Here is a 25,017-nt window from a genome sequence, read left to right on the forward strand (position 1 = left end):
GGAAAGCAGCGTGCGGCGCGGATCCAGCGTCAGCCAGCGGTGTGTGCGATCAACACGTCGATCTTGGCGCGGCTGGCCACTGCTCCAGGTATCGAGAACACCCGCCCGATGATCGCCGCTCCGGTGTCCAGTCCGACGTTGCCAACCACCAACAGGTCGGCGCCGACGTCGTGCGCAAGATCCACCAGTGCATGAACCGGATCGCCCTGGACCGGCCGATCCTCGATCTGGGTGGCGCCCGCCGCCCGTGCCCGGTCGTGGGCATCGTGCAACAGCGCGTACACCGGCGCCCTACCGGTCACCTTGTAGGCCTCTTGTCCGAGGATGTCGGCGGCCCGGGTGTCGTCCTTCTCGGGCAGGTAGCCCGTCGCGATGATGAGCTTCGCGCCGGACTCGGCGGCGATCCGGCCGGCGCGCTCGACCGCGCGTAGTGACGACTCCGAGCCGTCAGTCCCCACCAACACGGTCTTGTAGGAAGTCATCCGCCCTCCGCAGCGTCGATGGCAGCATTCTTGTAAGACCGTAACGCGGCCGGGCTCAAGCGCCCGCGGTTTCGGCAGAAATGTGTCCGGTCCTGCGCTATTGCGTACCGTGATGCCGTGGCCGCCATTAGGCTCAGTCTTCATGCATAGAGAACCAAAGCTTGCCCGGCGCTTGCTTGATCGATTCGAGCCCGTTCACGGCGTGACGTACTTCGCGCCCGAGGTACGCGAGGCGTTGGACGGGTTGGGTTACCGGGGCTTCTGGATGGGGTATTTCGCCGCCCGCTCGGCGCCGCTGGGCAAGGTGCCGGCCGAGGTGGTGACGGCGATCTTCTACAATTTCGCCCCCGCGCGGGTGGCCAAGGCGCTGCCCGCGGCGTGGGAGATCGCCGGCCCCGAAGAGGCGTTACGCGTCCGACTGGACACTGCCGTGGCGGTGTTGCGTCGGTACGGTCTCAACGATGACGAAAACGTCACTACCGCAGCCGAATTGCTCGGCAAGGCGGCAAAGAGCGCGGCGCTGTGCGGACGGCCGCTGTTCGCCGCGAACCGGGCACTCCCCTGGCCGGAGGAGCCGCTGGCCGCGCTGTGGCACGCGTGCACCCTGCTGCGGGAGCAGCGCGGCGACACGCACACCGCGGTGCTGAGCGCCGCCGGCGTGACGGGCCGGGAATGCAACGTGCTGCACTCCGCCGCGGGTGCCATCCCCCGCGACTTCATTGCCAGCACGCGCGACTACGACGACGAGGAATGGCGCCGGCACGAGCGAGGGCTGGCCGAGCGGGGTCTGCTCACCGAAGACGGGTCGCTGACACCAGCCGGGCAGGAATTGAAGGACCACATCGAATCCACCACCGACGCGCTGTCGTTGTCGGTGCTCGACACCCTGAGCGACGACGAGGTCGACAGGCTCTTTCAGGCGCTCACGCCGATCACGCGGACCGTGGTGGCCGGTGGCGATATTCCGGTGATGACCCCGATGGCGCTGCGCCGCAATGATTTGGGCGACAGCAGCGCACATCTGGGCGGTTAGCTGTCGAGTTAGCGGCTTGGAGAGCTCGGAATCAGGGGCCTGGTCTGGCTGGTTGGAGCGTCGGCATACCTGACGCTGGAAGCCGTTGCGGCAGCTGCCTTTCGGCCGCACTACAGCTATGCCGACAACTTCATCAGCGATCTCGGGGTGCCGGGCTCTGACTCGCCGTTCGCGTGGCTGATGAATCTCGGGTTTTGTGTGAACGGATCGCTGTTCCTCGTCGGCGCCGTGGCGGTCAGTAAAGCTCGGCCGTTTATCGCTCTAACCGCCGCGAATGCCGTCGGCAATGTGCTGATCGCTATTTATCACAGCGGATCCGCCATGCATGCCCTCGGCGCGGTGCTGGCCATCGTCGGCGGGAACACCGCCATCCTGGCCGGGTCGTCGATCCTCGGGGGTTGGCACCGCAAGGCCTCGATCGGACTCGGCGGGTTCGGTCTGCTCAGCTTCGCGGTGTTCGTGATCGACCTGAAGAGCATGGACCTGCCGCTCGGCGTGGTGGAGCGATGCAGCGTTTATTCGATCACTGGGTGGCAATTGCTCACCGCCGCTGCGCTGTTGTGCCGGCGGCCGATCATGACACCCACTATCGGCAAATGGCGCTCGCACGGCCCCCGATAGTCGAGACTGGACTCATGACAGATGCCGACGCGGACCGAGTTGCGGTGTACCTGGACTTCGACAACATCGTGATCTCGCGGTATGACCAGGTCAACGGCCGCAGTTCGTTCCAGAAGGACAAGGCCAAAGGCCTGAAGGAGGATCGGCTGGCCCGGGCCACCGTCGACGTCGGCGCCATTATCGACTTCGCCTCGTCGTTCGGGACGCTGGTGCTCACCCGCGCCTACGCCGACTGGTCGTCGGAGGTCAACAACGGATACCGCGAGCAATTAGTCGGTCGCGCCGTCGATTTGGTGCAGCTTTTTCCGGCGGCGGCCTACGGCAAGAACGGCGCTGACATCCGGTTGGCCGTCGACGCGGTCGAGGACATGTTCCGGCTGCCCGACCTGACGCATGTGGTGATCGTGGCCGGCGACTCCGATTACATCGCGCTGGCGCAGCGCTGCAAGCGGCTCGGCCGCTACGTGGTGGGCGTCGGGGTGGCCGGCTCGTCGAGTAAGGCGCTGGCCGCGGCGTGCGACGACTTCGTCATCTACGACGCGCTGCCCGGGGTTCCGGTGCCCGAGCCCAAGGCGCGGCGGACGAAGGCTGACGAGGACGAGCCTCCGACGGGACCCGACCCGCTAGCGGCCACCGCCCTGCTCACCCGCGCGCTGCGGATCGGCACCGAGAAGGACGACGTCGACTGGCTGCACAACTCGGCGGTCAAGGCGCAGATGAAGCGGATGGACCCGTCGTTCAGCGAAAAGTCGCTTGGTTTCAAGTCTTTCAGCGACTTCCTGCGGTCGCGCACTGATCTGGTCGAGCTGGACGAGAGTTCGACGACGCGCCTGGTGCGGCTGCGCGGAACTGACGACTGACTCTTTTCGATACCTCTGCAAAACCCGAGGTTAGTTACCTGCTGTCAGGAAGACTTTCGCTGTCCCGAAATGAACCAATGGGTCGGCGAGGCCTCTTCGAGCCCTTCGGGTGACGGGCGGCCGTAGCTGGCCATCAGCTCGTCCGACGGCGTCGCGGTCACACCCCAGCCGTGCCGGCGCAACCAGTCGGCGACGTCGTCGCGCTCCTCGAAGTACCACAGCTCGTCGGTCTTGGGGACCTCGATCTGCGAGCCCGCCTCGGCCATCAACTCCCGGACGCGATCCATTCGCTCACGCCGCACATCGCGGAGTTCGGGGACGGCGAACTCAGGCCCAAGCCCCTCGACGGCGATCCGGCTGCCGGGCGCTGCAAGCTCGTGGATGCGCTCGAACAGCAGATCCTGGGCTGTGGCGGGCAGGTACATGAGCAGGCCTTCGATCGACCAGACGCTCGGGGCTGACGGGTCAAAACCGGCCTGCCGCAACGCCGTCGGCCAATCTTGGCGCAGATCCACCGCGACCGGAACCCGGGTGGCCTTCGGCTCTGCGCCGTGGTTGCGCAGGGTTTCGAGCTTGAAGTCCAGCACCCGGTCCTGGTCGAGCTCGTAGACCGTGCTGCCGTCAGGCCAGGGCAGTCGCCACGACCGTGCGTCCAGGCCGGCGGCCAGGATCACTGCCTGGCGGACACCGGCGTTTGCCGCATCCATGAACGCCGTGTCGAAAAACTTTGTGCGCGTGGCGAAGTAGCTGACCAACGCCTGCATCCGCTGCGGCATGTCCGGCTCGGCCTCGACGACGGCCGCAGGCAGTTCGGGACCGCCGAACCAGTCCCACACGCCGTGGCCGACCCGGTCGAGGAACACCCGCGCGAACGGGTCGTCGATCAGCGGATCGCTGCTCTCGGTATCCGCCGCGCGCGCCGCGGCCACACCCAGCGCCGTCGCGCCCACGCTTTCGGTGATTTCCCAGCTGTCATCATCGGTTCTCGCCACCTCCCGACCCTACGTGAGCCGGTGATACGGAAGAATCACGGTCACCATGACCTCCCCACCGACCTCCCGGCGGCCGCACATCATCCGGCTTGCGGTGTTTGCCGCGTTCCTGGTCGTGTTGTTCTATCTGCTGGCCGTCAAGCACGTGGTGAAGGTCGAGGACGTGCGGGACTGGGTGCAGGCGACGGGTCCGCTGGCGCCGTTCACCTACGTTGTGCTGTCGGCTGCGCTGGGCGCCATCTTCGTGCCGGGCCCGATCCTGGCGGCCAGCAGCGGACTGCTGTTCGGCCCGCTGCTGGGTGTGTTCGTGACGTTGGGCGCCACGGTGGGCACCGCGGTCGTCGCGGCCTTCGCGGGACGTCGGGCGGGTCGCGACAGCGCGCGGACCCTACTGGGGGCCGACCGCGCCGACCGTCTCGATGCGCTGATCCAGCGGCGCGGCCTGTGGGCGGTCGTCGGTCAGCGCTTCATTCCCGGGCTGTCGGATGCGATGGCCTCGTATGCTTTCGGCGCGTTCGGAGTTCCGTTGTGGCAGATGGCCGTTGGCGCGTTCATCGGCTCACTGCCGCGCGCGTTCGTCTACACCGCGTTGGGCGCCTCGATCGGGAACAAGTCGCCGGTGCTGGCGTATACCGCGATCGGGGTGTGGTGCGTGACTGCGGTAGTCGGCGCGTTTGCGGCTCGGCAGGGTTTTCGTACATGGCGTGGACACAAAGAACCAGCGGTCACAGAAGTCCCACCAGCCACGCTCCGGTCGCAGTAGTCGATGTGCCCGCCTCTGAGCGAATTCGCTCAGCGCGCCCTACTGGTGCAGCTCGGCGTAGTCGATACCTTGGTCGACTTCGTCGATCGCCAGTCGAACCATCTCGATCGCCTGTTCGCGGTGTCCACCCGAATCGAAGGGGTCGGCGATCTGCAACTCGGAGAGGCCCTGTTTCAGGTGGTCTCTCGCACTGACCATGTGTGGTTGGACGGCGTAGGCCACGCCGGCGCCTGCGAGGCTGAAGCTGGCCGCGGTGATCACGCCGGCTAGCGTCAGTCGGAATTTAGAGATCTGCATGCTCGTCCTCCTGAATTTGGCTTGCCGCCGGAGCAAATCTGCCTAACGGCCGGCGGTCACGTCAGGGTAGCGGTCTCGTCGTCGGGCCAACCGGCTGGTCGGAATCGGAAATTGCAGCCATCACCGCGCTCATCGGCGACGCCACCGACTTGGGCAGAGTTTTCGGCGTATCCCGATATGCCCAGCTAAGCGCAGTGTTGGGCAGGTGTTCCAGCGTGATTCATCGCGGCTTCGTCGCGGTGACAAGATGGGTCGAGATCCACGGGCCGCCGAACCACATCCGCCATCCGACGCTCTTGCGTCCGACCTGCTGCCAACCGTGCTTTTTCAGATAATCGGCGTGCTGCTTCGTTTCCCACAAATCTGCGATGGCAAGGCGGCCGCCGGGCTTCAAGACGCGAATGGCCTCGTTCAGAGCGGCGCGTCTGCCGTCGTGGCCCGCGATGTTGTGGATGGCCAGGCTGCTCACGATGGCGTCGAAGCTGTTGTCGCCGAAAGGAAGTGCGGTCATGTCTGCGGTGTGCAATTCGATACGGTCCTGGACGCCTTCCACTTCCGCGTTGGCCAGGGTTGCCGACGGTGAGTTGTCGGTCTGGTCGGCCTGCCACAGGTCGACGCCGACGGCGCGTCCGTTGGGGAGTCGCTTGGCTATGGCCAGCAGCACCGCGCCTCGGCCGCATCCCATGTCGAGCACGGTTTCGTCGCCTTGGAGCACGAATTCGTCGAGGATGTGCTGCCACACCGCGAACTTGCCGGCCTTGGTTGCGTAGATGTAGAGCGCGGTGCTCGCGGCAATGCCGAGCGACGACGCGCCGGTCAGCGCGGCGGCCAATCGCTTGCCGCGGCGGGCGCTGATTGCCGACCACGCCGCGAGGGCTACCGATCCGACGCCGATGGTGACGGCCTGCCCACGGGCCGAGATGGTGTGAAACGATCCGTCAATTCCGTAGTTGCCCTTATGATCTCGCGGCATCACGTGCGCCATCGCAAACCCTCTCCCGATCAAGCATCGTTGCTTTCAAATACTTTATGCCGCGTCTCGAGGTTAACCGGCTGGGGCGCGCTGAAATGCTTACACTTCGGCGCACGGGGCCGGGATTGTCGCGCCAGACCAGCGCGGCCGCCACCATGTGCCGATAAGCCGTGCCGCAGTTTGCTACAGTCGTAGCAGACTGCTACGCCAGGAGACGTTATGACGAACGCCGCTGATCGGGTGACCCGCATCGCAGCCGATCTCATGGACAGCGCCGCCGCCGAGGGCGCGCGGCAGAGCCGCTCGACCAAGCAGCAGCTCGACCACTGGGCGCGAGTGGGGCGCGCGGTGTCGAGTCAGCAGACGGCGGCCCGGCGACGGGTCGAGGCCGCACTGGCCGGCGAGCTGGAACTGCGCGAACTCAACGTCGAAGAGGGCGCGGTGTTCAACGCCGAGATCGCCGCGGCCGTTCAAGAGAAACTCGCAGCATCGAATTACGGGAAAGTGTTGGCCGGGCGCGGCATCACCACGGTTGCTCTCGATGAGAACGGCGAGATCGTCGAGCACCGCCCGGACGGGTCCTCGGTCGTGCTGACCGGAAGGCGGCGCCCGCCACGCCGCAGGAAGGCCAGCGCCGCACCCACCCGATGAAGCGGCTCGATCTCGTCGTCGGGCCGAATGGAGCCGGCAAGTCAACGTTCGTCGAACTCACGCTGGCGCCATTGTTGCGCGGCAGCGCCTTCGTCAACGCCGACGAGATCGCCAAACAGCGATGGCCCGACGATGCGGCCTCGCATTCGTATGAGGCCGCACGGGTGGCGGCGCAGACGAGGACCAAGCTCATCGCGCTGGGCGCGTCGTTCATCGCCGAGACCGTGTTCTCCCACCCGTCGAAGCTTGAACTCATCGACGCAGCGCGCGCGGCGGACTACGCGATCGTCCTGCATGTCCTGCTCATCCCCGAGGAGCTGGCGGTCGAGCGGGTCCGGTGCCGGGTAAGCGCTGGCGGGCACGATGTGCCCGAGAACAAGATCCGCGAACGCTACCAACGTCTTTGGGAATTTGTCGCCGTCGCGGTCGTTCGTTGCGATGCGTCCACCGTGTACGACAACAGCGGGCTGACAGGCCCCTGCATCGTCGCGCAGCTGAACGACGGCTTCTGTATCGGCTCGCCGGCCTGGCCGGCGTGGACGCCTGACGTCTTGCGCTTGGCGTGCGGAGCGTAGCTCTACTTTCTGATCAGGGTCGGAGTCACTACGTCACCTATTCATGCAGCAGACCCCGCGCAGTGATCCAGGGACTTGCATTGCGGTCAGCGACGGTACCTGACAGCGACTGGAGGACGGGCTGGTCGAAGTCGGCAGCGGCTGCGGGCCTCCCCCATGTTGCGCCGGGCCGCTAACAGCCACAGCCGCAAAAAACTCACCGGTATCGAACCTTTCCTGGTACGTACGTAGAACAAACCTCCGATCCGCTCAACGAGGTCGGCTTTCCGCCTTAGGGTGACCCTCAATGGCACTTCACCTCCACCGTGCCGAGCGCACCGACCTGCTGGCCGACGGGCTGGGCGCGCTGCTGGCCGACCCGCTGCCCGACCCGTTCGCCGAGGAGCTTGTCCTGGTGCCGGCTCGCGGCGTCGAGCGGTGGCTCAGCCAGCGGCTGTCGCACATCCTGGGCGCCGGCAGCAGCGGCGACGGCGTGTGCGCCGGGGTGGCATTTCGCAGCCCGGGCTCGTTGATCGCGGAGATCACCGGCACCGTCGACGACGACCTGTGGTCGCCGGACGCGATGACGTGGCCGCTGCTGGAAACGATCGACGCCTCACTCGACCAGCCCTGGTGCACCATCCTGGCACGGCACTTGGGTCATGTCGACTGCGACGATGAAGCCGAGTTGCGCCGCGGCCGACGGTATTCGGTGGCGCGGCGGCTGGCCGGGCTGTTCGCCTCCTATGCCCGGCAGCGCCCGCAGCTGCTCATCGACTGGCTCGACGGCAACGCAGCAGGCCTCGACGATGACTTGGCCTGGCAGCCCGAGCTGTGGCGCGCCCTCGTCCAGCGCATCGACGCCGACCCCCCGCACATCCGGCAGCAGAAGACGGTGACCCGGCTTCGGGACGGGCCGAGCGAGTTGCCGGCTCGGCTGTCGCTGTTCGGACACACCCGGTTGGCGTGCACCGACATCGAACTGCTGCAGGCGTTGTCCACTCATCACAATCTGCATGTGTGGCTGCCGCACCCCAGCGATGCGCTGTGGCAGAAGCTGGCCGCCCACCATGGCGCTATCCCGCGCCGCGAGGACGCCAGCCACCGCGAGGTCGACCATCCACTGCTGGCGACGCTCGGGCGCGACCTGCGCGAACTGCAGCGCAGCCTGCCGGCCGATCTGCCCACCGATGAGTACGTGTCCAATGCGGGCCGCTCCGACTCCCTGCTCAGTTGGCTGCAGTCCGATATTGCCGCGAATACCGTTCGGCCACAAGGACGGACGCTCGCAACGGGCGACCGCTCAGTGCAGGTGCACAGTTGTCACGGCCCGGCCCGCCAAGTCGATGTCTTGCGTGAGGTGCTGCTGGGCCTGCTGCAAGACGACTCGACGCTGGAGCCGCGCGACATCCTGGTGATGTGTCCGGACATCGAAACCTATGCGCCGCTGATCGTCGCCGACTTCGGCCTCGGCGACATTGTGCACGGCGCGCATCCCGCTCACCGGTTGAGAGTGAAGCTCGCCGACCGCTCACTGATCCAGACCAATCCGCTGCTCGGCCTGGCCTCACAATTGCTGGCATTGGCCGACAGCAGGGTGACCGCCAGCGAGGTGCTCACCATCGCCGAGACCGCGCCGGTGCGAGCACGATTCGGCTTCACCGATGACGACCTGGAGTCCATCACCCGCTGGGTGCGGCAGGCGAACATCCGGTGGGGCTTCGACCAGGAACACCGGCGGCCCTACCACGTCGACTTCGTGCACAACACCTGGCGTTTCGGCATCGACCGCATTCTGGCCGGGGTTGCGATGTCCGACGATGCCCACGCCTGGATCGACAACACCTTGCCGCTCGATGACGTCAGCAGCAACCGTGTCGAGTTGGCCGGGCAGCTGGCCGAATTCGTCTGCCGACTCGAAAGGACCGCCGACTCGTTATCCGGCGCGCGACCGTTGCGCGCTTGGCTGAACGCGTTAAACGATGGAATCACCACGTTAACGCGCATCAGCGAATCTGACGCCTGGCAGACCCGCCAGATGCAGCGTGAGTTCGCAGAGGTGTTGCAGCAGGCCGGTTCTCGTTCCGACACCTTGTTACGGTTGCCCGACATCCGGGCCTTGCTCGACCAGCACCTGGCCGGGCGCCCGACCCGGGCCAACTTCCGCACCGGAACTTTGACGGTGTGCACGATGGTGCCGATGCGCTCGGTGCCGCATCGGGTGGTGTGCCTGGTCGGTCTCGACGACGGCGTCTTCCCGCGTCTCGGCGTCGTCGACGGTGACGACGTGCTGGCCCGCGACCCGATGACCGGTGAACGCGACATCCGTTCTGAGGACCGGCAATTGCTGCTGGACGCGATCGGCGCCGCCACCGAGAAACTGGTCATCACCTACACCGGAGCCAACCAGTACTCGGGCCAGCCCCGCCCGCCTGCGGTGCCGCTGGACGAGCTGCTCGACACCCTCGACATGACCACCGCGGAGAAGATCCGCCACCGCATCGTGGTCGAACATCCGTTGCAGCCGTTCGACATTCGCAATGTCGAGCCCGGCAAGCTGGTGCCGCACGTCCCATTCAGCTTCGACCCGACGGCGCTGCGGGCCGCCACGGCCAGTACCGGCTACCGCCACGAGCGCCCGAAGTTCATCTCGGAACCGCTCCCCGCGCGACCCATCGAGGACGTCATCCTCGCCGACTTGATCGGCTTCTTCAAAGATCCGGTGAAGGGGTTCTTCCGGGCGCTGGATTTCACCTTGCCACGCGATGTCGACGGCGTCGAAGACGCCATGCCCGTCGACCTGGACAACCTCGCACAGTGGTCGGTCGGCGACCGGATACTGCACGACGTTCTGCGCGGCATGACCCCGGAGCGGGCGCGCGAGGCCGAGTGGCGGCGCGGCACGCTGCCGCCGGGAAAACTGGGCTGGCGCAAGGCCACCGAGATCCGCGACCAGGCCAGCCTCCTGGCAGCCCAGGCGCAGCTGTACCGCATTGCCGATCCCACGCCCTACGACGTCGACATCGAACTCGGCGGCGGACGGCGCCTCAGCGGCACCGTGCCCGCCGTTCACGGTCACCGTCTGGTGTCGGTGACCTATTCCAAGTTGGACGGCAAACATCTGCTGGAATCGTGGATTGCGTTGCTGGCGTTGTTCGCTCGTGATTCTCGCCAGGACTGGTCGGCGGCGTGTATCGGGCGTCCGAAGCGGGGCACCGCTCCACGGGTCGAAGAACTCGGCCGGCCCGACGGTGACGCCGTCGAAGTGCTGCGTGAGCTGGTGGCGATCTACGACGCGGGCCGCCGAGAGCCACTCCCGTTGCCGGTCAAGACCTCCTACGCGTGGGCGGTCGCCCGGCATACCGGCGACGACCCGGTCAGCAAGGCGGAATACCCGTGGAGCGGCACTTTCGGTGAGAACCAGTCACCGGCACACGTGCAGGCCTGGGGCCACGGCGCGCGACTTGCCGACCTGATGACACCGCTGCGGCCGGGTGAGGAGTTCGACAGCGAAGACAACCGGCTCGGGGCATATGCCTGTCGGCTCTGGCTGCCGATGCTGCGGGCCGAGAGGATCCCCGTCTGATGGAGCCGTTCGACCTGCTCGGCCCATTGCCGGCCGAACGCTCCACCACCGTCCTGCAGGCCAGTGCGGGCACCGGCAAGACATTCGCATTGGCCGGCCTGGTGACGCGCTATCTGGCCGAGGGCGAGGCCACGCTGGATCAGATGCTGCTCATCACGTTCAGTCGAGCGGCCAGCCAGGAGTTGCGGGAGCGGGTGCGCCGCCAAATCGTCCACGCTGTCGTCGCTTTCGGCGATCCGTCGACGGCCGGTGACAATCAGCTGGTGGCATATCTGCTGCAAGGCACCGACGAGCAGCTGATCCGCCGCACGCAGCGGCTGCGCGATGCGCTGGCCGGTTTCGACGCGGCGACCATCGCCACCACGCACCAGTTCTGCCAGCTGGTGTTGAAGTCGCTCGGGGTGGCCGGCGACACCGCCGCCACGGTCACCCTGCTGGAAAGCCTCGACGAGCTGACCACCGAGATCGTCGACGACCTGTATCTGGCCCACTTCGGTCAGGAGCGCGACGATCCGCTGCTGCAGTACGGCCCCGCGCTGAAGCTGGCGCATGAGGTGGTCGGCAATCCGGCCGCTCAGCTTCGACCCCTGGGCCCGCCGCTGGGTTCCGAGGCGGCCGCCCGCGTCGAATTCGCGAAAGCCGTTCTGGCCGAACTAGAGACCCGCAAGCGACGCCTCGGCGTCCTCGGCTACGACGACCTGCTGAGTCGGCTGGCCACCGCACTGGACACCGACGACTCCCCCGCCCGAACACGGATGCACACCCGCTGGCCGATCGTCATGGTCGACGAATTCCAGGACACCGACCAAGTGCAATGGCAGGTGATCGACCGCGCGTTCGGCGGACGCTCCACGGTGATCCTGATCGGCGACCCGAAGCAGGCCATCTACGCGTTCCGCGGCGGCGACATCGTGACGTATCTGGAGGCGGCGAAGACAGCCGGCGAGCAGAAGACGCTGGCCACCAACTGGCGCAGCGACTCTGCGCTGTTGGACCGGCTACAGGTACTGCTGGGGGGCGCGCAGCTTGGTGACGCCGCAATCGTGGTGGAGGATGTGACGGCGCACCACCAAGGTCACCGGCTGGCGGGAGCGCCACACAACGATCCGTTGCGACTACGGGTCGTTTGTCGAGAGATGCTGGGCCGCACGGGTGTTCAGAATCTACCCATCGACACCATTCGAAAGCACATCGGCGCCGACCTCGCCGCCGACATCGGTGCGCTGCTGGCCGGTGATGCGACGTTCGACGGTCACCCACTGCGGGCCCGCGACATCGCGGTGATCGTGGAACGGCACCGGGACGCCGAGGTCTGCTTCCAGGCACTGTGCGACGCGGGCGTCCCGGTGGTGTACACCGGCAACACCGACGTGTTCACCTCCGACGCCGCGGCAGACTGGCTCTGCCTGCTGGAGGCATTCGATCAACCGCATCGCCCCGGCATGGTCCGCGCGGCCGCTGCGACGGTGTTCTTCGGCGAAACCGCGGAAACCCTTGCCGCGGGTGGTGACCCACTGACCGACCGGATCGCCGACACGCTCCGTGAATGGGCCGCCCATGCCAGGGAACGCGGCGTCGCCGCGGTCTACGAAGCCGCGCAGTTGCGCGGGATGGGCGATCGGGTGCTGTCGTGGGAGGACGGCGAGCGGCGGATGACCGATCTCGCCCACGTCACCCAGTTGCTGCAGGACGCCGCGCACCATGATCGATGGGGCCTGCCGGGACTGCGCGACTGGCTGCGCAAGCAACGCGAGGAGCGCAGCGGCGCCACCGAACGCAACCGTCGACTCGACAGCGACGCCGCCGCCGTCCAGGTGATGACGGTGTACGCGGCCAAGGGACTCGAGTTCCCGGTCGTGTATGTGCCGTTCGCGTTCAACCGCAATGTCCAGGACCACGATGTGGTGGTTTTCCACGAAGGCGACGTGCGTTGCGTGTATGTCGGCGGCCCGAACGGTGCCGGTGTCGCGCATGCCAAGCAACAGGGAAGGCGTGCGGACGCCGGCGACGCGAGCCGGCTGAGCTACGTCGCGTTGACGCGCGCCAAGTCGCAGGTGGTGCTGTGGTGGGCGCCGTCCCGCGACGAACCCAACGGCGGTGTGTCACGCCTGCTGCGTGGCCGCCGCCCCGGCGAGGCAGTTGTGCCGGACCGGTGTGATCCAGCCAAGATCGCCGACGACGATGCGATGGCCCGGCTGCGGGAATGGGAAGCCGCCGGCGGTCCGGTCATCGAGGCCTCGGTGATAGCGGCAGCACCGCCGGTGCCATCAAAGCCAGCGCCGGCGGAGCTGGAGATGCGGCACTTCCACCGCAGTATCGACACCGGCTGGCGGCGGACGTCGTACTCCGGCCTCATCCGGGTCGCCGAGGCCGTCGGGGTCACCAGCGAGCCCGAGGTCACCGAATTAGACGACGAGACCGATGATATCTCATTGACCGAGAATGCGTCCGGGGCCGCGGTGCCATCGCCGATGGCGGCGCTGCCGAGGGGCGCGACATTCGGGTCGCTGGTGCATGCGGTGTTGGAGAATGCCGATCCTTTTGCGCCGGACTTTGCCGCCGAACTACAGACACATGCTTTGCGCGAGTTGAACTGGTGGTCGGTAGATGTGACGGCAGCCGAACTAGCCGCGGCAATGGTGCCTCTCAATGAGACGTCACTGGGTCCGTTGGCGGGTGGCGTGACCTTGCGGCAGATTGGCCTATCAGACCGATTGCGCGAGTTGACCTTTGAAGTCCCGCTTGCCGGTGGCGACGTGCGTGGCGCCGCACCGAACGTGTCGGTGTCCGACGTCGGTGAATTGCTCCGCGTTTTTCTCCCGGAAGACGATCCGGTCGCGCCGTACGTCGATCGGTTGACGTCCGCCGCGCTGGGCAACCAATCGCTGCGCGGATACCTGTCCGGCTCCATCGACGCCGTGCTGCGCCTGCCCGACCAGCGCTACCTGGTGGTCGACTACAAGACCAACTACCTGGGCGACAATGCAGCAGATTACAGCCATGCCCGGCTGGCCGAGGCCATGCTGCATTCCGACTATCCGCTGCAAGCGCTGTTGTATACCGTTGTGCTGCATCGCTTTCTGCGGTGGAGGGTGCCGGGTTACGATCCTGCTGTGCACCTCGGTGGGGCTATGTATCTCTTTGTCCGCGGCATGTGCGGTGCCGACACCCCGGTGATCGACGGTCAGCCGTGCGGGGTGTTCAGCTGGCAGCCGCCTTGTGCTTTGGTGGTTGCGCTTTCGGGTCTTCTCGACGAGGGAAGGCAGGCGGCATGACAATCGAACTTGCCGTCGATGCGAGCGGATTGCTGCAGACATTCAACGAGGCTGACGTGTTGGAAGTTTCGGACGTTCGAGTGGCGGAACGAATTTGCGCCCTCGGCAAAGAGTCTCACGAAAGCGTGGCGTTGGCAGTGGCGCTGCTGGTGCGCGGACTTCGCGGCGGATCGGTCTGCATCGAGTTGGCGACCATCGCTTTTGACATCGGCGCAGAGGACGTGCCGTGGCCTTCGGCTGAGGCATGGCTCGCGGCGGTGCGGAAAAGCCCGCTGTTCGGCCAGGTTCTGCACCTCTATGACGAGCGATTGCTCTACCTCGACCGGTATTGGCGCGAGGAGAAGCAGGTCTGCGACGACTTACTGGCGCTGCGCGTGTCCAAGCCGACCAGCCAGATGCCCGCCTTCGAGCGACTTTTCCCGACCGGTTTCGACGAGCAGCGCGCAGCGGCGGAAATTGCCCTGAAGCAAGCGGTTACGGTTCTGACCGGTGGCCCCGGGACCGGGAAGACCACCACGGTTGCGCGGCTGTTGGCGCTGCTGGCCGAGCAGGCAGGCCGGTTGCGGATCGCGCTGGCGGCACCGACCGGCAAGGCGGCAGCGCGGTTGCAGGAGGCCGTGCAGCATGAGGTGAGGGCGTTGGACCCCGCGGACCGGGCGCGGCTCGGCGACCTGCAGGCGACGACGCTGCATCGCCTGCTCGGTAGCCGGCCCGACACGTCGTCGCGGTTTCGGCACAATCGCGGAAACCGGTTGCCGCACGACGTGATTGTGGTCGACGAGACGTCGATGGTGTCGCTGACGATGATGGCGCGACTACTCGAAGCGGTGCGTCCCGATTCCCGGCTGATCCTAGTCGGCGACGCCGACCAGTTGGCGTCGGTAGAAGCCGGCGCGGTATTGGCCGACTTGGTCGACGGCATTTCTGCGCGCACCGACATGGAGGTGGCGACGTTGACAACGTCGCACCGGTTCGGGGAGACGATCGGCCTGCTGGCCGACGCGATCCGGGTGGGTGATGCGGACCGGGCGCTGGAGTTGCTGAGGGCTGGCGGCGAGCACATCGAGTTCGTCGAAGACGCGTCGGACGCTTTACGTTCCGTCTTGCTGCCGCATGCGTTGCGGCTGCGCGAGGCGGCGTTGTACGGCGACGCTAGCGTCGCGCTGGCGACACTGGACGAACACCGGCTGCTGTGCGCACATCGGGAAGGCCCATATGGCGTGCGGCACTGGAACCGTCAGGTCGAGAGATGGTTGTCCGAGGAGACGGGCCAGCCGCCATGGTCGGAGTGGTATCCCGGGCGGCCGTTGCTGGTGACCGCCAACGACTACGGGTTGCGGGTTTACAACGGCGACACCGGTGTGGTTGTCAACGGTGTTGACGGACTGCGGGCGGTTATCGCAGCTGCCAGCGGGCCGCTGGACTTCGCTGTGAACCGACTCTCGGATGTCGAGACCATGCATGCGATGACGATCCACAAGTCGCAGGGCAGCCAGGCTGATGAGGTGACCGTGCTACTACCAGGCGAGGATTCGCGGTTGCTGACGCGGGAGTTGTTCTATACCGCGGTGACTCGGGCGAAAGGGAATGTGCGGTTGGTCGGATCGGAGGCCTCGGTGCGGGCGGCGATCGAACGGCGAGCGGTGCGGGCGAGTGGACTTCGGTTGCGATTGCAGAAAGCCAAAGTCAAACGAGAAATGAAAGTTCAATAATGCCAACTGAATCTCCGTTCTTCGACATTCCGCGGGCTGAGTGGATTGCATCAAACCGCTCGGCCTTCGCCATATGGGACGTCTACCCCGTCAATCCAGGACACGCTTTGGTTGTGACGCGCCGCCAGATCACCGATTGGTGGGAAGCGACACCAAACGAACGAACCGATCTCATGAACCTCGTCGAGCAGGTGCGAGCACACATCGAACAGCACCACTCACCTGACGGATTCAATGTGGGCTTCAACGCCGGCACGGCTGCCGGTCAAACCATCGAACACCTACATATCCACGTCATCCCTCGATACCTTGGCGACGTGCCGGACCCGCGCGGGGGCGTTCGAAATGTGATCCCTGCTCGCGGCAATTACTTGGCGAGTCCAACAGAGATTTCTGACGAGCTCGGACTCACCTCGCAGACACCGGTGCTTGTCGATGGGCAGGTGCGCTTGCTGTTACCTCAGTTGACGCAACACCTTCGTGATATCGAATACGACCGTGTCGATATAGTCGTGAGCTTCATCAAGATGTCTGGGATGTATCTGCTCGAAGGTCCTCTGCGGGACGCACTGGACCGGCGCGCACAGGTGCGAATTCTCACCACCGACTACTTGGGATTGACCGAACTCGCTGCGCTTGCACGCCTGCACGACCTGATGGACGACCATCCGGACCATTTGCGCGTTCGCCTATTTCACGACCCAGCCGTGAGCTTTCACCCCAAGGCGTACCTCTTCTACTCCGCTCACGGTCGAGCAGAGGCCGCATTCGTGGGCAGCAGCAATCTCAGCCGATCTGGGCTAGCTGGCGGAATCGAATGGAATCTCCTCGTTGGAACCATTGACGAGTTGCAAGAAAGATTCCACGTTCTTTGGCTGGATCGGCGCAGTCTCCCGCTGACCGATGAATTGATCGCTGCTTACCAGCCGGCACCGTCGTACGTTCCCGAAGTCGTCGAAGTGATCGACGTACTCGAGGAGCCGCCGAGACCCCGCCCCATACAAGAAGAAGCACTCAGGGCGCTGGCACAGAGCCGATCCGATGGCTTTCGTGCCGGGATGGTCACGATGGCAACGGGTTTAGGCAAGACCTGGCTGGCGGCGTTCGACACCGCACGCTCAGAGGTAACGCGTGTATTGTTCGTTGCGCACCGCGAGGAGATACTCAAGCAAAGCCGCGACGTGTTCCGACAGGTGATACCCGCTGCGTCGCTCGGTCTGTACTACGGCGGAGAAAAGCGGCCTGCTGCGGACGTCGTGTTTGCATCGGTCCAGACGTTGTCGCGAAACCTTGATCGCTTCGCTACCGATGCTTTCGACTATGTCGTGGTCGATGAGTTTCACCACGCCGCAGCGGCCTCGTATCGAAAGGTGTTGGACCACTTCAAACCCGACTTCCTCGTGGGCTTGACGGCCACGCCAGATCGGATGGATGGCGCAGACCTCCTTACGTTGTGCGCCGATAACCTGGTCTATGAATGCGACCTTATCGAAGGCATTCGACGTGCCGAATTGGTGCCATTCCACTACTGGGGTGTGCCAGATCCGGTTGACTTCGAACCGATTCCGTGGCGTAACGGCAAATTCGATCCAGAAACGTTGCAAGCAGCCGTCGAAACGCAAGAGCGTGCGCAGTCGGCATTCGACGAATGGCAGGCTCACCGAGGTAGTCGCACTCTGGCATTCTGTGTTTCGCAGCACCACTCGGACTTCATGCGCGACTTCTTCCGGACACGAGGGATTCGCTGCGCTTCAGTACACAGCCGCGCGACAAGCGATCCGCGACACGAATCAATCGATGCTCTGCGTGCTGGTGATCTCGAGGTCATCTTCAGTATCGATATGTTCAATGAAGGACTAGACGTGCCGGACGTCGATACGGTACTGATGCTGCGGCCAACAGAGTCACCGATTGTGTTCCTGCAGCAGCTTGGTCGCGGTCTCCGGACGCATGAGGGCAAGAGAGCGCTGACCGTGATCGACTTCATCGGGAACCACCGGTCGTTCTTACTAAAGCCTCGGACGCTGTTGAGCTTGGGCCGCCGGGAGGCACCGACCACGTTGCAAGTACTTCAGGCGTTGGAGCGAAACGACTTTGATCTGCCCGAAGGGTGTTCAGTGGATTACGACCTGACGGTCGTTGACATGTTAAGGCAGCTTTCGCGTGTTACCGCACGCGATGCGATCGAAGAGTACTGCCGTTCATATCTCGAAGAAGAGGGGCTGCGCCCGACGGCCGCACAAACGTTCCGGGCTGGACACGACCCGGCGTCCGTGACCAGCAGGTACGGCAGCTGGTTTGCGTTTCTGCGAATTGCCGAGCTGCTCGGCGAGCGAGAGGCAACTGTCGCCGACGCTTACGGCGATATTTTGCGCGCTTTCCAAACCGAAACCATTACCAAGAGTTACAAACTCGTGGCGATCCGCGCGCTTCTGCAGGATGGCGTCCTGCGAGCAGGGGAAGAAATTGCCCGCAATGCTGAAGCCTCACGCGAGTTGCTATTGAATGATCCGCGACTTGCCAGCGAGGTGCCAGCGAAGGAGTTCCCTGACCTCGCCGGAGCGCCAATCGAAAAATGGGTTCGGTACTGGCATACGTGGCCGATCGCACATTTGACCGGTACCGGCTCTGCGGCAGCACGAACGAACCCGTTATTCGAAATCGAATCCGATCGGATTCTTCCGACGTTTGCGATCGACAACAGCCTCGGTGAGATCTTCGATTCCATGGTGGCAGAGCTCGTCGAATACCGGCTTGCCAGTTACGTTCTCAACAAAGAAAGATCAACGACTCGATCGTGGACATGCCGCCTGACGTACGCTGATGGTCATCCGATCATTCGGTTGGATCGAAGGCAGTACCAGGATTTGCCAGCCGGCCACGAAACCTTCATTGCCGATGGTGCCGAGTATCAGGCCTCATTCGCCAAGGGCGCGGTGACCGTCGCGACCCGCGACGGAACTGCCGGCAACGCGCTACCCGGCCTGCTTCGCGGCTGGTTCGGCCCGTCGACCGGGCACCCGGGTACGTCGCATACGGTCGAGCTAGAGCAGATCGATGGAACGCTGTTATTGCGGCCTGGTGCCCCAGCTTCCAGCGAGTTCGAAGTTGATTACGTGCCGCTGTTCAGCGACTACACAGTGGCATGCGGACCGGGCGTAGAGACCTCGTGGAGCGACCACTTCGCTGCCGAGATCGCGATTAGGCGCAAGGCTGGTCACGAAATAACACCGTCGCGCAACTTCGTGTGCTTTGCACACGGTGACTCAATGGACGGTGGACCCGACCCGATTCGCAACGGCGACCCGCTGCTGTTCGAGTGGATCATCGGCGGGTCGGCGAGTGATTATCTCGACCAGCCTGTACTGGTTGAGACGGCCGGAAAGTATGGCGTCGCTGGCACACTCAAGATTCTTCGGCGGGAGCGAGCCGGTTACCTCCTGGAATCGAATAACCCTGCAGTAGCGCCAATTGAGGGACGAGCAGACATGCGGCCGGTCGCGCGCTTGATTTCCAAGCTCGACCAGCAAGACATCAATCCACTCACCCCACGCATTGGTGAGCAGTTCAAAAGCCGTGATGTGCCAGAACTTTACGGCGAGGAATTCAACCCCGGCAACTGGCAATCGGGCCATGTGTCCCTTCAAAATTACGCTATCCTATTTGTCAGCCTGGAAAAGCGGGCGGACCGCAAACAGTACGTCGAGCATTTCGAGGCTCCTGACGTGTTCGTCTGGAGTTCGCAATCGTCGACGCATCCCGAAGGCAAGAAGGGCAGGGAGATACTCGACGCCCTCGAAACCGGAAAGTCGATCGAGCTGTGGATGCGGCGGAAAGACGGGCCATTCACATACTTAGGGCGGGTGATACCGCTCAGACATGAAGGATCAAAACCGGTGTTGGTCACGTTCAGACTTCTGACTCCGTTGTCGGGTGAGCTCCAGTCGCGTCTAGGCGTGCAGCTAGCTTGAACACTGAACTTCGTCGCAGTGCGTCGATACGTCCCATCGCCGGCGCGCTACGTAACCATTGCGCCCGACACCACCTTCGGACGCAACTTCGGATTAAGTGCAGTGCCCGTTGGACATAACGTCCCTGGCGCCGAACGTATAGTTAGTCGCGATCAGCGGCACTACGCTGTCGCCGGTCATCTCCGCGGTTGCTGTGTGGGCCAGTGCCCGCCGCGGAAACGATCCACTCTCTCGGCGTTGTTGACCAACGACTGCGCCATGTCGCTGGCCTCCCCTGGAAACTCCAGCCCTTACCACGCCCCCACACCGCGGTAGCTGGCGCGGTCCGAGTAGTCGCCTACTGCGTACGCCCGGGCGCGTATGCCGTGGAGGTCGCCATCGGATCACCTCAGAAAGCCGCTACGCGCGACCGGATTCGAGGGCGACCAGACGTGGTCGCAACCGCTGCGGCGTGATCTGGACTCCCGCCACAAGATCGTCGATCAGTCCATCGGCATAGTCCACCAAACCGGCGACGTCGATCCCATGGCGTCCCGGGCGGTCGGCGTGCGCAAGACGGGCCGATGCGCTGCGCAGCAGACTCGTCGCCCCCTCGACGTTGCCGCGCTGGACGTGGGTGATGCCAACCGCGAGCTGCGCCAGACCTTGCCACGACATCCGTTCATCGTCGGGACCGGACTTCCACGCCGCCTCAAAGACCTCGTGCGCGTTGAACGCCAGGCCCTGATCCAGTAGATCCTGCGCATAGGCCAGGGTTTCGGCCGCTGTTAGCTCGAGGTCATCGGGAATCCGCGGAACGCCCTCACCGCCGTAGGGCAGCGGCCGACCCAAAGAATCACGCGGACGTGCGCTTCTGGGTCGACCCGAGTCGTCCCGATCACGCTCGGCCATATGCCCAATCATGGCAAGCCACGCTGTGAGACAAACGGCCCTACTCGACCTCCAAGCTCAACTCCAGGCTCTCCAATTCCCGACGATCGCTGGTCGCCATGAAGTCCTTGATCAGCTCGACCACCTCGTTGGGCGCCTCCACCTGCGGGAAGTGCCCGACCCCCGGCAGGATCTCCAGCCTGCTGTCCGAGCGCGCCTCACGCGCGGCATAGGCGTGGTCGACGGGAATGATGCCGTCCCGATCACCCCAGATCGCCATGATCGGTAGCTCCTCACGCAGCCGCAGCCTGTTCAGCGCGCTAATGATTGGGCCTGCTGGCTGCAGCTGAGACACCGGCCCCGACACTTGAATTCCCTGATTAATGGTGGGCGGCATGGGCACAGGGATGCTCGACGATGCGGCGTGTGCGCCGGTCGATGTTGCCGCAGTTGTACCGGTGGTCGTGGTTGCGCAACCGGCGATGCTTGCCGCGGCAACGGTCGGGCCATCACCAGTCCACTGCCCAAGTCCGCCATCTTAGGACCGTCGTCGGTCACTCACGCCTTTCCGACTGATGATGATTCACTCCTCGATGTAGAGCGCGAGCTGATCGAATCGGACAGAGGCAAGTCGCTCTGGCATATCTACCGGATGGACACGCATCTCAAGAAAAACGCTGGGCGTGTCATCGACCGCTATCACGTCCTTGGTTCCTGGCGGAAGGTCTGAGTCCCTACCAGAGTCATCCTCGGGGTATTCAGCTACTACGCGCATTCGACGACCAGCTAGACCTGTGGCGTCATAGCGAAAGTGTCGAAACGTTGATCCCTGATCGGGAGCATGGTCAGCGTCCGTCATGACCCAATTATTCCCAGCAGGTACGACAACGGCGGTGTCGGGTACCAACTGTGCCATACCGCCTTCATCGACGGTTGTCGCGGCTCAGACTCCGGCAGAGGCCAAGTATCGGCCGTCCGCCAGTTTGCGGCCCGTCCATCTCGCGTTAGCCGATGCTTTAGTGAGGGTTAATTAATGCTGGCCGGCGGGGCCTTCCTCCCATTCTTCTTCCGGGGTCTCGCCCAACCAGTGCGGATGAGCGTGCGGCGGAGGTATTACCTGGGGCCCGAAGGGTTGACCGGGCGCACCGGGAAGCATTGGCCCTTCACCGCCGCCCTCGGCCGGAGGCAACGCTCGAGGCGCGGGCGGCTCAACCTGTGCTGACTTGACCGGCGGCGCAGCCGGTGAGTGCACGGTTTCAGGCGCCGGTGGAGTTGGGGGATGCGATTCCGTGTGCATACTCTCAATCGGCGCCGACGGGTGCACCGCTGGTAGCGCCGGCGGATGCTCGGGGTTGATGCCGGTGGCCGCGTTGACACCGGGGTTGCTGCGCGTAGAGCTTTCAATGATGCCCTCGTAGATGGTGTCGCCTTGCTTTCCTCGAGAAATTTCCTTCTGTATGGATTGCTCCCAAGTCTGATTGGGACGGTTCTCGGCTAGCCAGTCGGCGGCGGTGCGATCACGCATCAGGTCACGCACCCACGAGCGCAGCGAATTCCGTTGCTCGAACATTTTTTTCGCACGCTCTTCGGCGTTGAGCCCTTGTTTGACGAGTTGCTCGTTGAGGACGCGCATCCGCAGTTCACCATGCGCGTAAACAGCTCGGGCATCTTCATCAGATAGCGAACCGGGGTTGTAGTTAGGCAGGCCGAGCTTGCCGACGGGATCCGGCAGCCGGCCTTCCGATGGGTCTTTTAGCCCGGGCGGCGGCGGTTGGTCGGGGCCTTGTTTAAAGGTGCGGTCGGCTGGCTGGGCTTTCACACCGCCGCCGGATTGGGGGAAGGTTAGGGTGCCCCACTGGGCGGTCATGGTCTTGAGTTCGGCGTTCATGCGGGACTCGTTGGCGACGAGGGCGCCGACGTGGTAGCGGATGTAGTTCGAGTGCGCTTCAGCAGCCGCTACGCGCTGCGCGAACTGCGCTTCGGTGGCGGATCGGCGGGTGTCGGAGACGCTGTAGTCCTGGTTGACGGTGAAACCGTCGCGTTGGGCGTCGTCGACGGCATCGAGTGCTGCGCATGTCCCAGCTTGCAACCCGTCTTGCCAGCGCCGAGCGGACACTGCTACGTCGTCCCAGGACCACATGATCGGGCGTGCCTTGATGAGGTCGGCGTGGGCCTGGGCGATCGCCGCGTCGCCAGCCTCCCCCTCCCAGTCGACGCCGCCGGGGCGTTTGACGTCCTGGGCTAAATCCTGCAGCGCGGTCTGCGCCTGGGAAGAGATTTTCTCTAAATAGCCGGCCAGTTGCCCGAAGTACGAGTAGTCGGCGGTGCGCAGCTCCGCCAGTGTGGGCCAGTCCAGCATGGTGGCGGGTATCAGACCACCAGTGCGCGAAGCTTTGCTGCCGACTGGTCCTCGGTCTGGGTGTAGGCGACGTCGGCCGCGCTGTAGTGGGCCCCGCGCGCGCCGACTCGCGCCCCGATCCCGGCCAGGTCTTTACCCGCCGCCACGGCGGCGTTCGTCACGGCAGCACTCGATGGCCACCCGGCCCCGGCGGTGACCGGCGGCTTGGCGGCGGCGTCGCCCAGCTCGGCGCTGACCTCCTCACACTTCGCCGCGAGCTGCGCGAGCCCGGAGGCGAGCACCCGCAATCATCGAGCGCCGGCGGAATTCTCGGCTGGCATGAGCCGATATTAGGCCTTACGCGGATCACAGGCACCTGCCCGCGGTTTTCGAGTGAACAGCAGAACAGGATCGCGTCGGCACCATGCAGGGGGCAGACGTTCCGCCGAAAGCAGGGCGTTGGTTAGGGCCGCCGGCGGCCGCGGTGTGCGCACCGGCGCACCAGCGCGCCCCGGGGGTCGCTGCGCGGTGTGCGCACGCGGTCATGCTCGCGTGTCCCCGCCCCGAATCCGCTGACAACGGCGAGGATTCCGGGAAATTCTCCACACCCGAGGCAGCATCACGGTGACCGAACCAACCGTCACTGTGCCCTCCACTGCGTCATCGAGACCATCACGCCGCCAGGATGACGAGCAAACCCGCCTTCTCGTCGGCGTCGGCACTGACGGCATCCTCGTCATTTTCAGCGACAGGCCAACACCCACCTCCGCAGTGGTTGTCCATAGCTTGGTGTACAACCGAGCAGTGTCTACCAGCGGCATCCCGAGATTCTCTCCACGGCGGAGTTCGGGGAGTACATCGAGGTGCCCGACCGCGAGCCGATTGGACTGCTGTCCGTCATGCAACAGATCGTGGACCCGATCAGCGGACTGTTCGATGAGTTGGAGGGCGCTGGCTGTTGAACGGGTCGATTTCACAGGCATGACCCGAAACGCCACGCGACGAGCCGCTGGTGCACCGCCACCTGGACGATGCCCGCGACCGCATGTTCTCCCCGAAGCTGTCGGTACCTCGTGGCTCCATCGATACCTCAAAATTCCCGAGTCGCGAACTGCTGATCGGCAAACCTGGCGTACCAGTCGGCGCCGCGTTGCATACTGCGACGTGTCAAGGGAGGAAAGGGTGACTACGGCCAATTCGCGGGCCGGCCGCACGTTCGGCAAGTACAGCCTGAACCGGCTGCTCGGCAAGGGTGGGATGGGTGAGGTCTACGAGGCCTACGACACCGACAAGCGCCGAAGCGTTGCGCTCAAGATCCTTCGCGAGGAGTACTCAGAAGACGAGCAGTACCGCACCCGATTTCAGCGCGAGTCGCATGCCGCGGCGGTTCTGCAAGAACCCCATGTCATCCCGATCCATGACTGGGGCGAAATCGACGGCAAGCTCTACATCGACATGCGCCTGGTCAAGGGGCAGACGTTGCATGAGTTACTCAAGACGGGGCCGTTGGAACCGCAACGCGCGGTAGCCATCGTCAACCAGGTCGCGTCGGCGTTGGACGCGGCGCACGCCGAGGGCCTGATTCATCGTGACGTCAAGCCGCAGAACATCATTGCCACAGCGGGTGATTTCGCCTACTTGCTCGACTTTGGCATCGCACAGGCGAAGGGCGACTCTCGGCTGACGATGGGCGGCTATCAAATCGGCAGTTTCGACTATATGGCGCCCGAACGTTTCAACGACCTGCCGAATACGCCGGCAGCCGACGTCTATTCGCTGGCGGGCGTGTTGTACGAGGCGCTGGTCGGCCGCACACCGTTTGCGAGTCGCAGCCTTGAGCAAGCTCTTGCAGCCCACCTCACCTCGCCCCCGCCACGACCGAGCGTGGTCAACCCGCGCGTGCCAGTGGGTTTCGACGACGTCATCGCGCGCGGCATGGCAAAAGAACCCGATGACCGCTACGGCAGCGCCGGCGCCCTGGGGCGGGCCGCTCAACGCGCACTAAAGGGCAACGGGCACAGCGCTTCTCAGGCCAGCAC

At 64.6% G+C, this 25,017-nt stretch carries 18 protein-coding genes and 1 pseudogene; 11 read left to right on the forward strand and 8 right to left on the reverse strand.

Translation table 11 applies throughout. The features are described from left to right. Nucleotides 1-29 precede the first annotated feature (29 nt). Nucleotides 30-482 (reverse strand): universal stress protein, encoded by a 453-nt coding sequence (locus ABDV69_RS02605; RefSeq protein ID WP_343571776.1) that lies wholly within the window; start codon nt 480-482, stop codon nt 30-32. 142 nt (nt 483-624) lie between these two features. Between ABDV69_RS02605 and ABDV69_RS02610 the strand changes: the two genes are divergently transcribed. Genes ABDV69_RS02610 through ABDV69_RS02620 form a run of 3 tightly spaced genes read left to right on the forward strand, consistent with a single transcriptional unit; the run spans nt 625 to nt 2,996 of the window. Further along, nucleotides 625-1,515: a hypothetical protein gene (locus ABDV69_RS02610; RefSeq protein WP_343571777.1), complete on the forward strand. Its 891-nt coding sequence runs from the start codon at nt 625-627 to the stop codon at nt 1,513-1,515. 48 nt (nt 1,516-1,563) lie between these two features. Continuing rightward, complete coding sequence (locus tag ABDV69_RS02615; protein WP_343571818.1) at nt 1,564-2,136, forward strand: DUF998 domain-containing protein; 573 nt, start codon at nt 1,564-1,566, stop codon at nt 2,134-2,136. A 14-nt stretch (nt 2,137-2,150) separates the two neighbouring features. Beyond that, a complete protein-coding gene (locus tag ABDV69_RS02620) occupies nt 2,151-2,996 on the forward strand; it encodes an NYN domain-containing protein (protein WP_343571778.1) in 846 nt (281 codons plus the stop codon). A gap of 44 nt (nt 2,997-3,040) precedes the next feature. Here ABDV69_RS02620 and ABDV69_RS02625 read toward each other — a convergent pair whose 3' ends face one another. Next, entirely contained in the window at nt 3,041-3,988 is a 948-nt protein-coding gene (locus ABDV69_RS02625) for a class I SAM-dependent methyltransferase (RefSeq protein ID WP_343571779.1), read from the reverse strand. Nucleotides 3,989-4,034: 46 nt separating this feature from the next. Between ABDV69_RS02625 and ABDV69_RS02630 the strand changes: the two genes are divergently transcribed. Continuing rightward, nucleotides 4,035-4,751, forward strand: coding sequence for a TVP38/TMEM64 family protein (locus ABDV69_RS02630; protein ID WP_343571780.1), 717 nt, complete (start codon nt 4,035-4,037; stop codon nt 4,749-4,751). 39 nt (nt 4,752-4,790) lie between these two features. Here ABDV69_RS02630 and ABDV69_RS02635 read toward each other — a convergent pair whose 3' ends face one another. Together ABDV69_RS02635 and ABDV69_RS02640 are read right to left on the reverse strand one after the other, a co-directional pair. After that, the gene (locus tag ABDV69_RS02635; protein ID WP_343571781.1) at nt 4,791-5,048 is read right to left on the reverse strand and encodes a hypothetical protein; all 258 of its coding nucleotides are present in this window, start codon (nt 5,046-5,048) and stop codon (nt 4,791-4,793) included. Nucleotides 5,049-5,268: 220 nt separating this feature from the next. Continuing rightward, nucleotides 5,269-6,021: a class I SAM-dependent methyltransferase gene (locus ABDV69_RS02640; protein ID WP_343571782.1), complete on the reverse strand. Its 753-nt coding sequence runs from the start codon at nt 6,019-6,021 to the stop codon at nt 5,269-5,271. Nucleotides 6,022-6,240: 219 nt separating this feature from the next. Here ABDV69_RS02640 and ABDV69_RS02645 point away from each other — a divergent pair, with 219 nt between their 5' ends. The 6 genes from ABDV69_RS02645 (at nt 6,241) to ABDV69_RS02670 (ending at nt 19,770) form a co-directional block, all read left to right on the forward strand. Continuing rightward, a complete protein-coding gene (locus ABDV69_RS02645) occupies nt 6,241-6,672 on the forward strand; it encodes a hypothetical protein (RefSeq protein ID WP_343571783.1) in 432 nt (143 codons plus the stop codon). Then, nucleotides 6,669-7,247, forward strand: coding sequence for a zeta toxin family protein (locus ABDV69_RS02650; protein ID WP_343571784.1), 579 nt, complete (start codon nt 6,669-6,671; stop codon nt 7,245-7,247). The genes ABDV69_RS02645 and ABDV69_RS02650 overlap by 4 nt, the downstream gene beginning before the upstream one ends. Nucleotides 7,248-7,533: 286 nt before the next feature. Continuing rightward, nucleotides 7,534-10,812: an exodeoxyribonuclease V subunit gamma gene (gene recC, locus ABDV69_RS02655; RefSeq protein ID WP_343571785.1), complete on the forward strand. Its 3,279-nt coding sequence runs from the start codon at nt 7,534-7,536 to the stop codon at nt 10,810-10,812. Beyond that, entirely contained in the window at nt 10,812-14,087 is a 3,276-nt protein-coding gene (gene recB, locus ABDV69_RS02660) for an exodeoxyribonuclease V subunit beta (RefSeq protein ID WP_343571786.1), read from the forward strand. The genes recC and recB overlap by 1 nt, the downstream gene beginning before the upstream one ends. After that, nucleotides 14,084-15,799: an exodeoxyribonuclease V subunit alpha gene (gene recD / locus ABDV69_RS02665; protein ID WP_343571787.1), complete on the forward strand. Its 1,716-nt coding sequence runs from the start codon at nt 14,084-14,086 to the stop codon at nt 15,797-15,799. The genes recB and recD overlap by 4 nt, the downstream gene beginning before the upstream one ends. Continuing rightward, nucleotides 15,799-19,770 (forward strand): DUF3427 domain-containing protein, encoded by a 3,972-nt coding sequence (locus ABDV69_RS02670; RefSeq protein ID WP_343571788.1) that lies wholly within the window; start codon nt 15,799-15,801, stop codon nt 19,768-19,770. Before recD ends, ABDV69_RS02670 begins: the two co-directional genes overlap by 1 nt. 399 nt (nt 19,771-20,169) lie before the next feature. Here the strand turns inward: ABDV69_RS02670 and ABDV69_RS02675 are convergent, their stop codons facing one another. The 4 genes and pseudogenes from ABDV69_RS02675 to ABDV69_RS02690 form a co-directional block, all read right to left on the reverse strand. Continuing rightward, the gene (locus ABDV69_RS02675) at nt 20,170-20,661 is read right to left on the reverse strand and encodes a DUF309 domain-containing protein (RefSeq protein ID WP_343571789.1); all 492 of its coding nucleotides are present in this window, start codon (nt 20,659-20,661) and stop codon (nt 20,170-20,172) included. Nucleotides 20,662-20,701: 40 nt separating this feature from the next. Continuing rightward, a pseudogene (locus tag ABDV69_RS02680) lies at nt 20,702-20,965 on the reverse strand (alpha/beta hydrolase); the annotation flags it as partial. A gap of 705 nt (nt 20,966-21,670) precedes the next feature. Beyond that, nucleotides 21,671-22,999 (reverse strand): hypothetical protein, encoded by a 1,329-nt coding sequence (locus tag ABDV69_RS02685; protein WP_343571790.1) that lies wholly within the window; start codon nt 22,997-22,999, stop codon nt 21,671-21,673. Between the two features lie 11 nt (nt 23,000-23,010). Continuing rightward, the gene (locus ABDV69_RS02690) at nt 23,011-23,280 is read right to left on the reverse strand and encodes a hypothetical protein (RefSeq protein ID WP_343571791.1); all 270 of its coding nucleotides are present in this window, start codon (nt 23,278-23,280) and stop codon (nt 23,011-23,013) included. Nucleotides 23,281-24,160: 880 nt separating this feature from the next. Between ABDV69_RS02690 and ABDV69_RS02695 the strand changes: the two genes are divergently transcribed. Continuing rightward, nucleotides 24,161-25,017: serine/threonine-protein kinase (locus tag ABDV69_RS02695; protein WP_343571792.1), on the forward strand; the 857-nt coding region annotated here is incomplete at its 3' end.

The organism is Mycobacterium sp. (genome assembly GCF_039583785.1).
Lineage (GTDB): Bacteria > Actinomycetota > Actinomycetes > Mycobacteriales > Mycobacteriaceae > Mycobacterium.

Bases quoted from the DNA above. Each gene is read 5' to 3' on its own strand.
- ABDV69_RS02635 (WP_343571781.1), bottom strand. From the start codon at position 5,048: ATGCAGATCTCTAAATTCCGACTGACGCTAGCCGGCGTGATCACCGCG.
- recC (WP_343571785.1), top strand. From the start codon at position 7,534: ATGGCACTTCACCTCCACCGTGCCGAGCGCACCGACCTGCTGGCCGAC.
- ABDV69_RS02610 (WP_343571777.1), top strand. From the start codon at position 625: ATGCATAGAGAACCAAAGCTTGCCCGGCGCTTGCTTGATCGATTCGAG.
- ABDV69_RS02675 (WP_343571789.1), bottom strand. From the start codon at position 20,661: ATGGCCGAGCGTGATCGGGACGACTCGGGTCGACCCAGAAGCGCACGT.
- recD (WP_343571787.1), top strand. From the start codon at position 14,084: ATGACAATCGAACTTGCCGTCGATGCGAGCGGATTGCTGCAGACATTC.
- ABDV69_RS02605 (WP_343571776.1), bottom strand. From the start codon at position 482: ATGACTTCCTACAAGACCGTGTTGGTGGGGACTGACGGCTCGGAGTCG.
- ABDV69_RS02620 (WP_343571778.1), top strand. From the start codon at position 2,151: ATGACAGATGCCGACGCGGACCGAGTTGCGGTGTACCTGGACTTCGAC.
- ABDV69_RS02650 (WP_343571784.1), top strand. From the start codon at position 6,669: ATGAAGCGGCTCGATCTCGTCGTCGGGCCGAATGGAGCCGGCAAGTCA.
- ABDV69_RS02640 (WP_343571782.1), bottom strand. From the start codon at position 6,021: ATGCCGCGAGATCATAAGGGCAACTACGGAATTGACGGATCGTTTCAC.
- ABDV69_RS02630 (WP_343571780.1), top strand. From the start codon at position 4,035: ATGACCTCCCCACCGACCTCCCGGCGGCCGCACATCATCCGGCTTGCG.
- ABDV69_RS02685 (WP_343571790.1), bottom strand. From the start codon at position 22,999: ATGCTGGACTGGCCCACACTGGCGGAGCTGCGCACCGCCGACTACTCG.
- ABDV69_RS02645 (WP_343571783.1), top strand. From the start codon at position 6,241: ATGACGAACGCCGCTGATCGGGTGACCCGCATCGCAGCCGATCTCATG.
- ABDV69_RS02670 (WP_343571788.1), top strand. From the start codon at position 15,799: ATGCCAACTGAATCTCCGTTCTTCGACATTCCGCGGGCTGAGTGGATT.
- recB (WP_343571786.1), top strand. From the start codon at position 10,812: ATGGAGCCGTTCGACCTGCTCGGCCCATTGCCGGCCGAACGCTCCACC.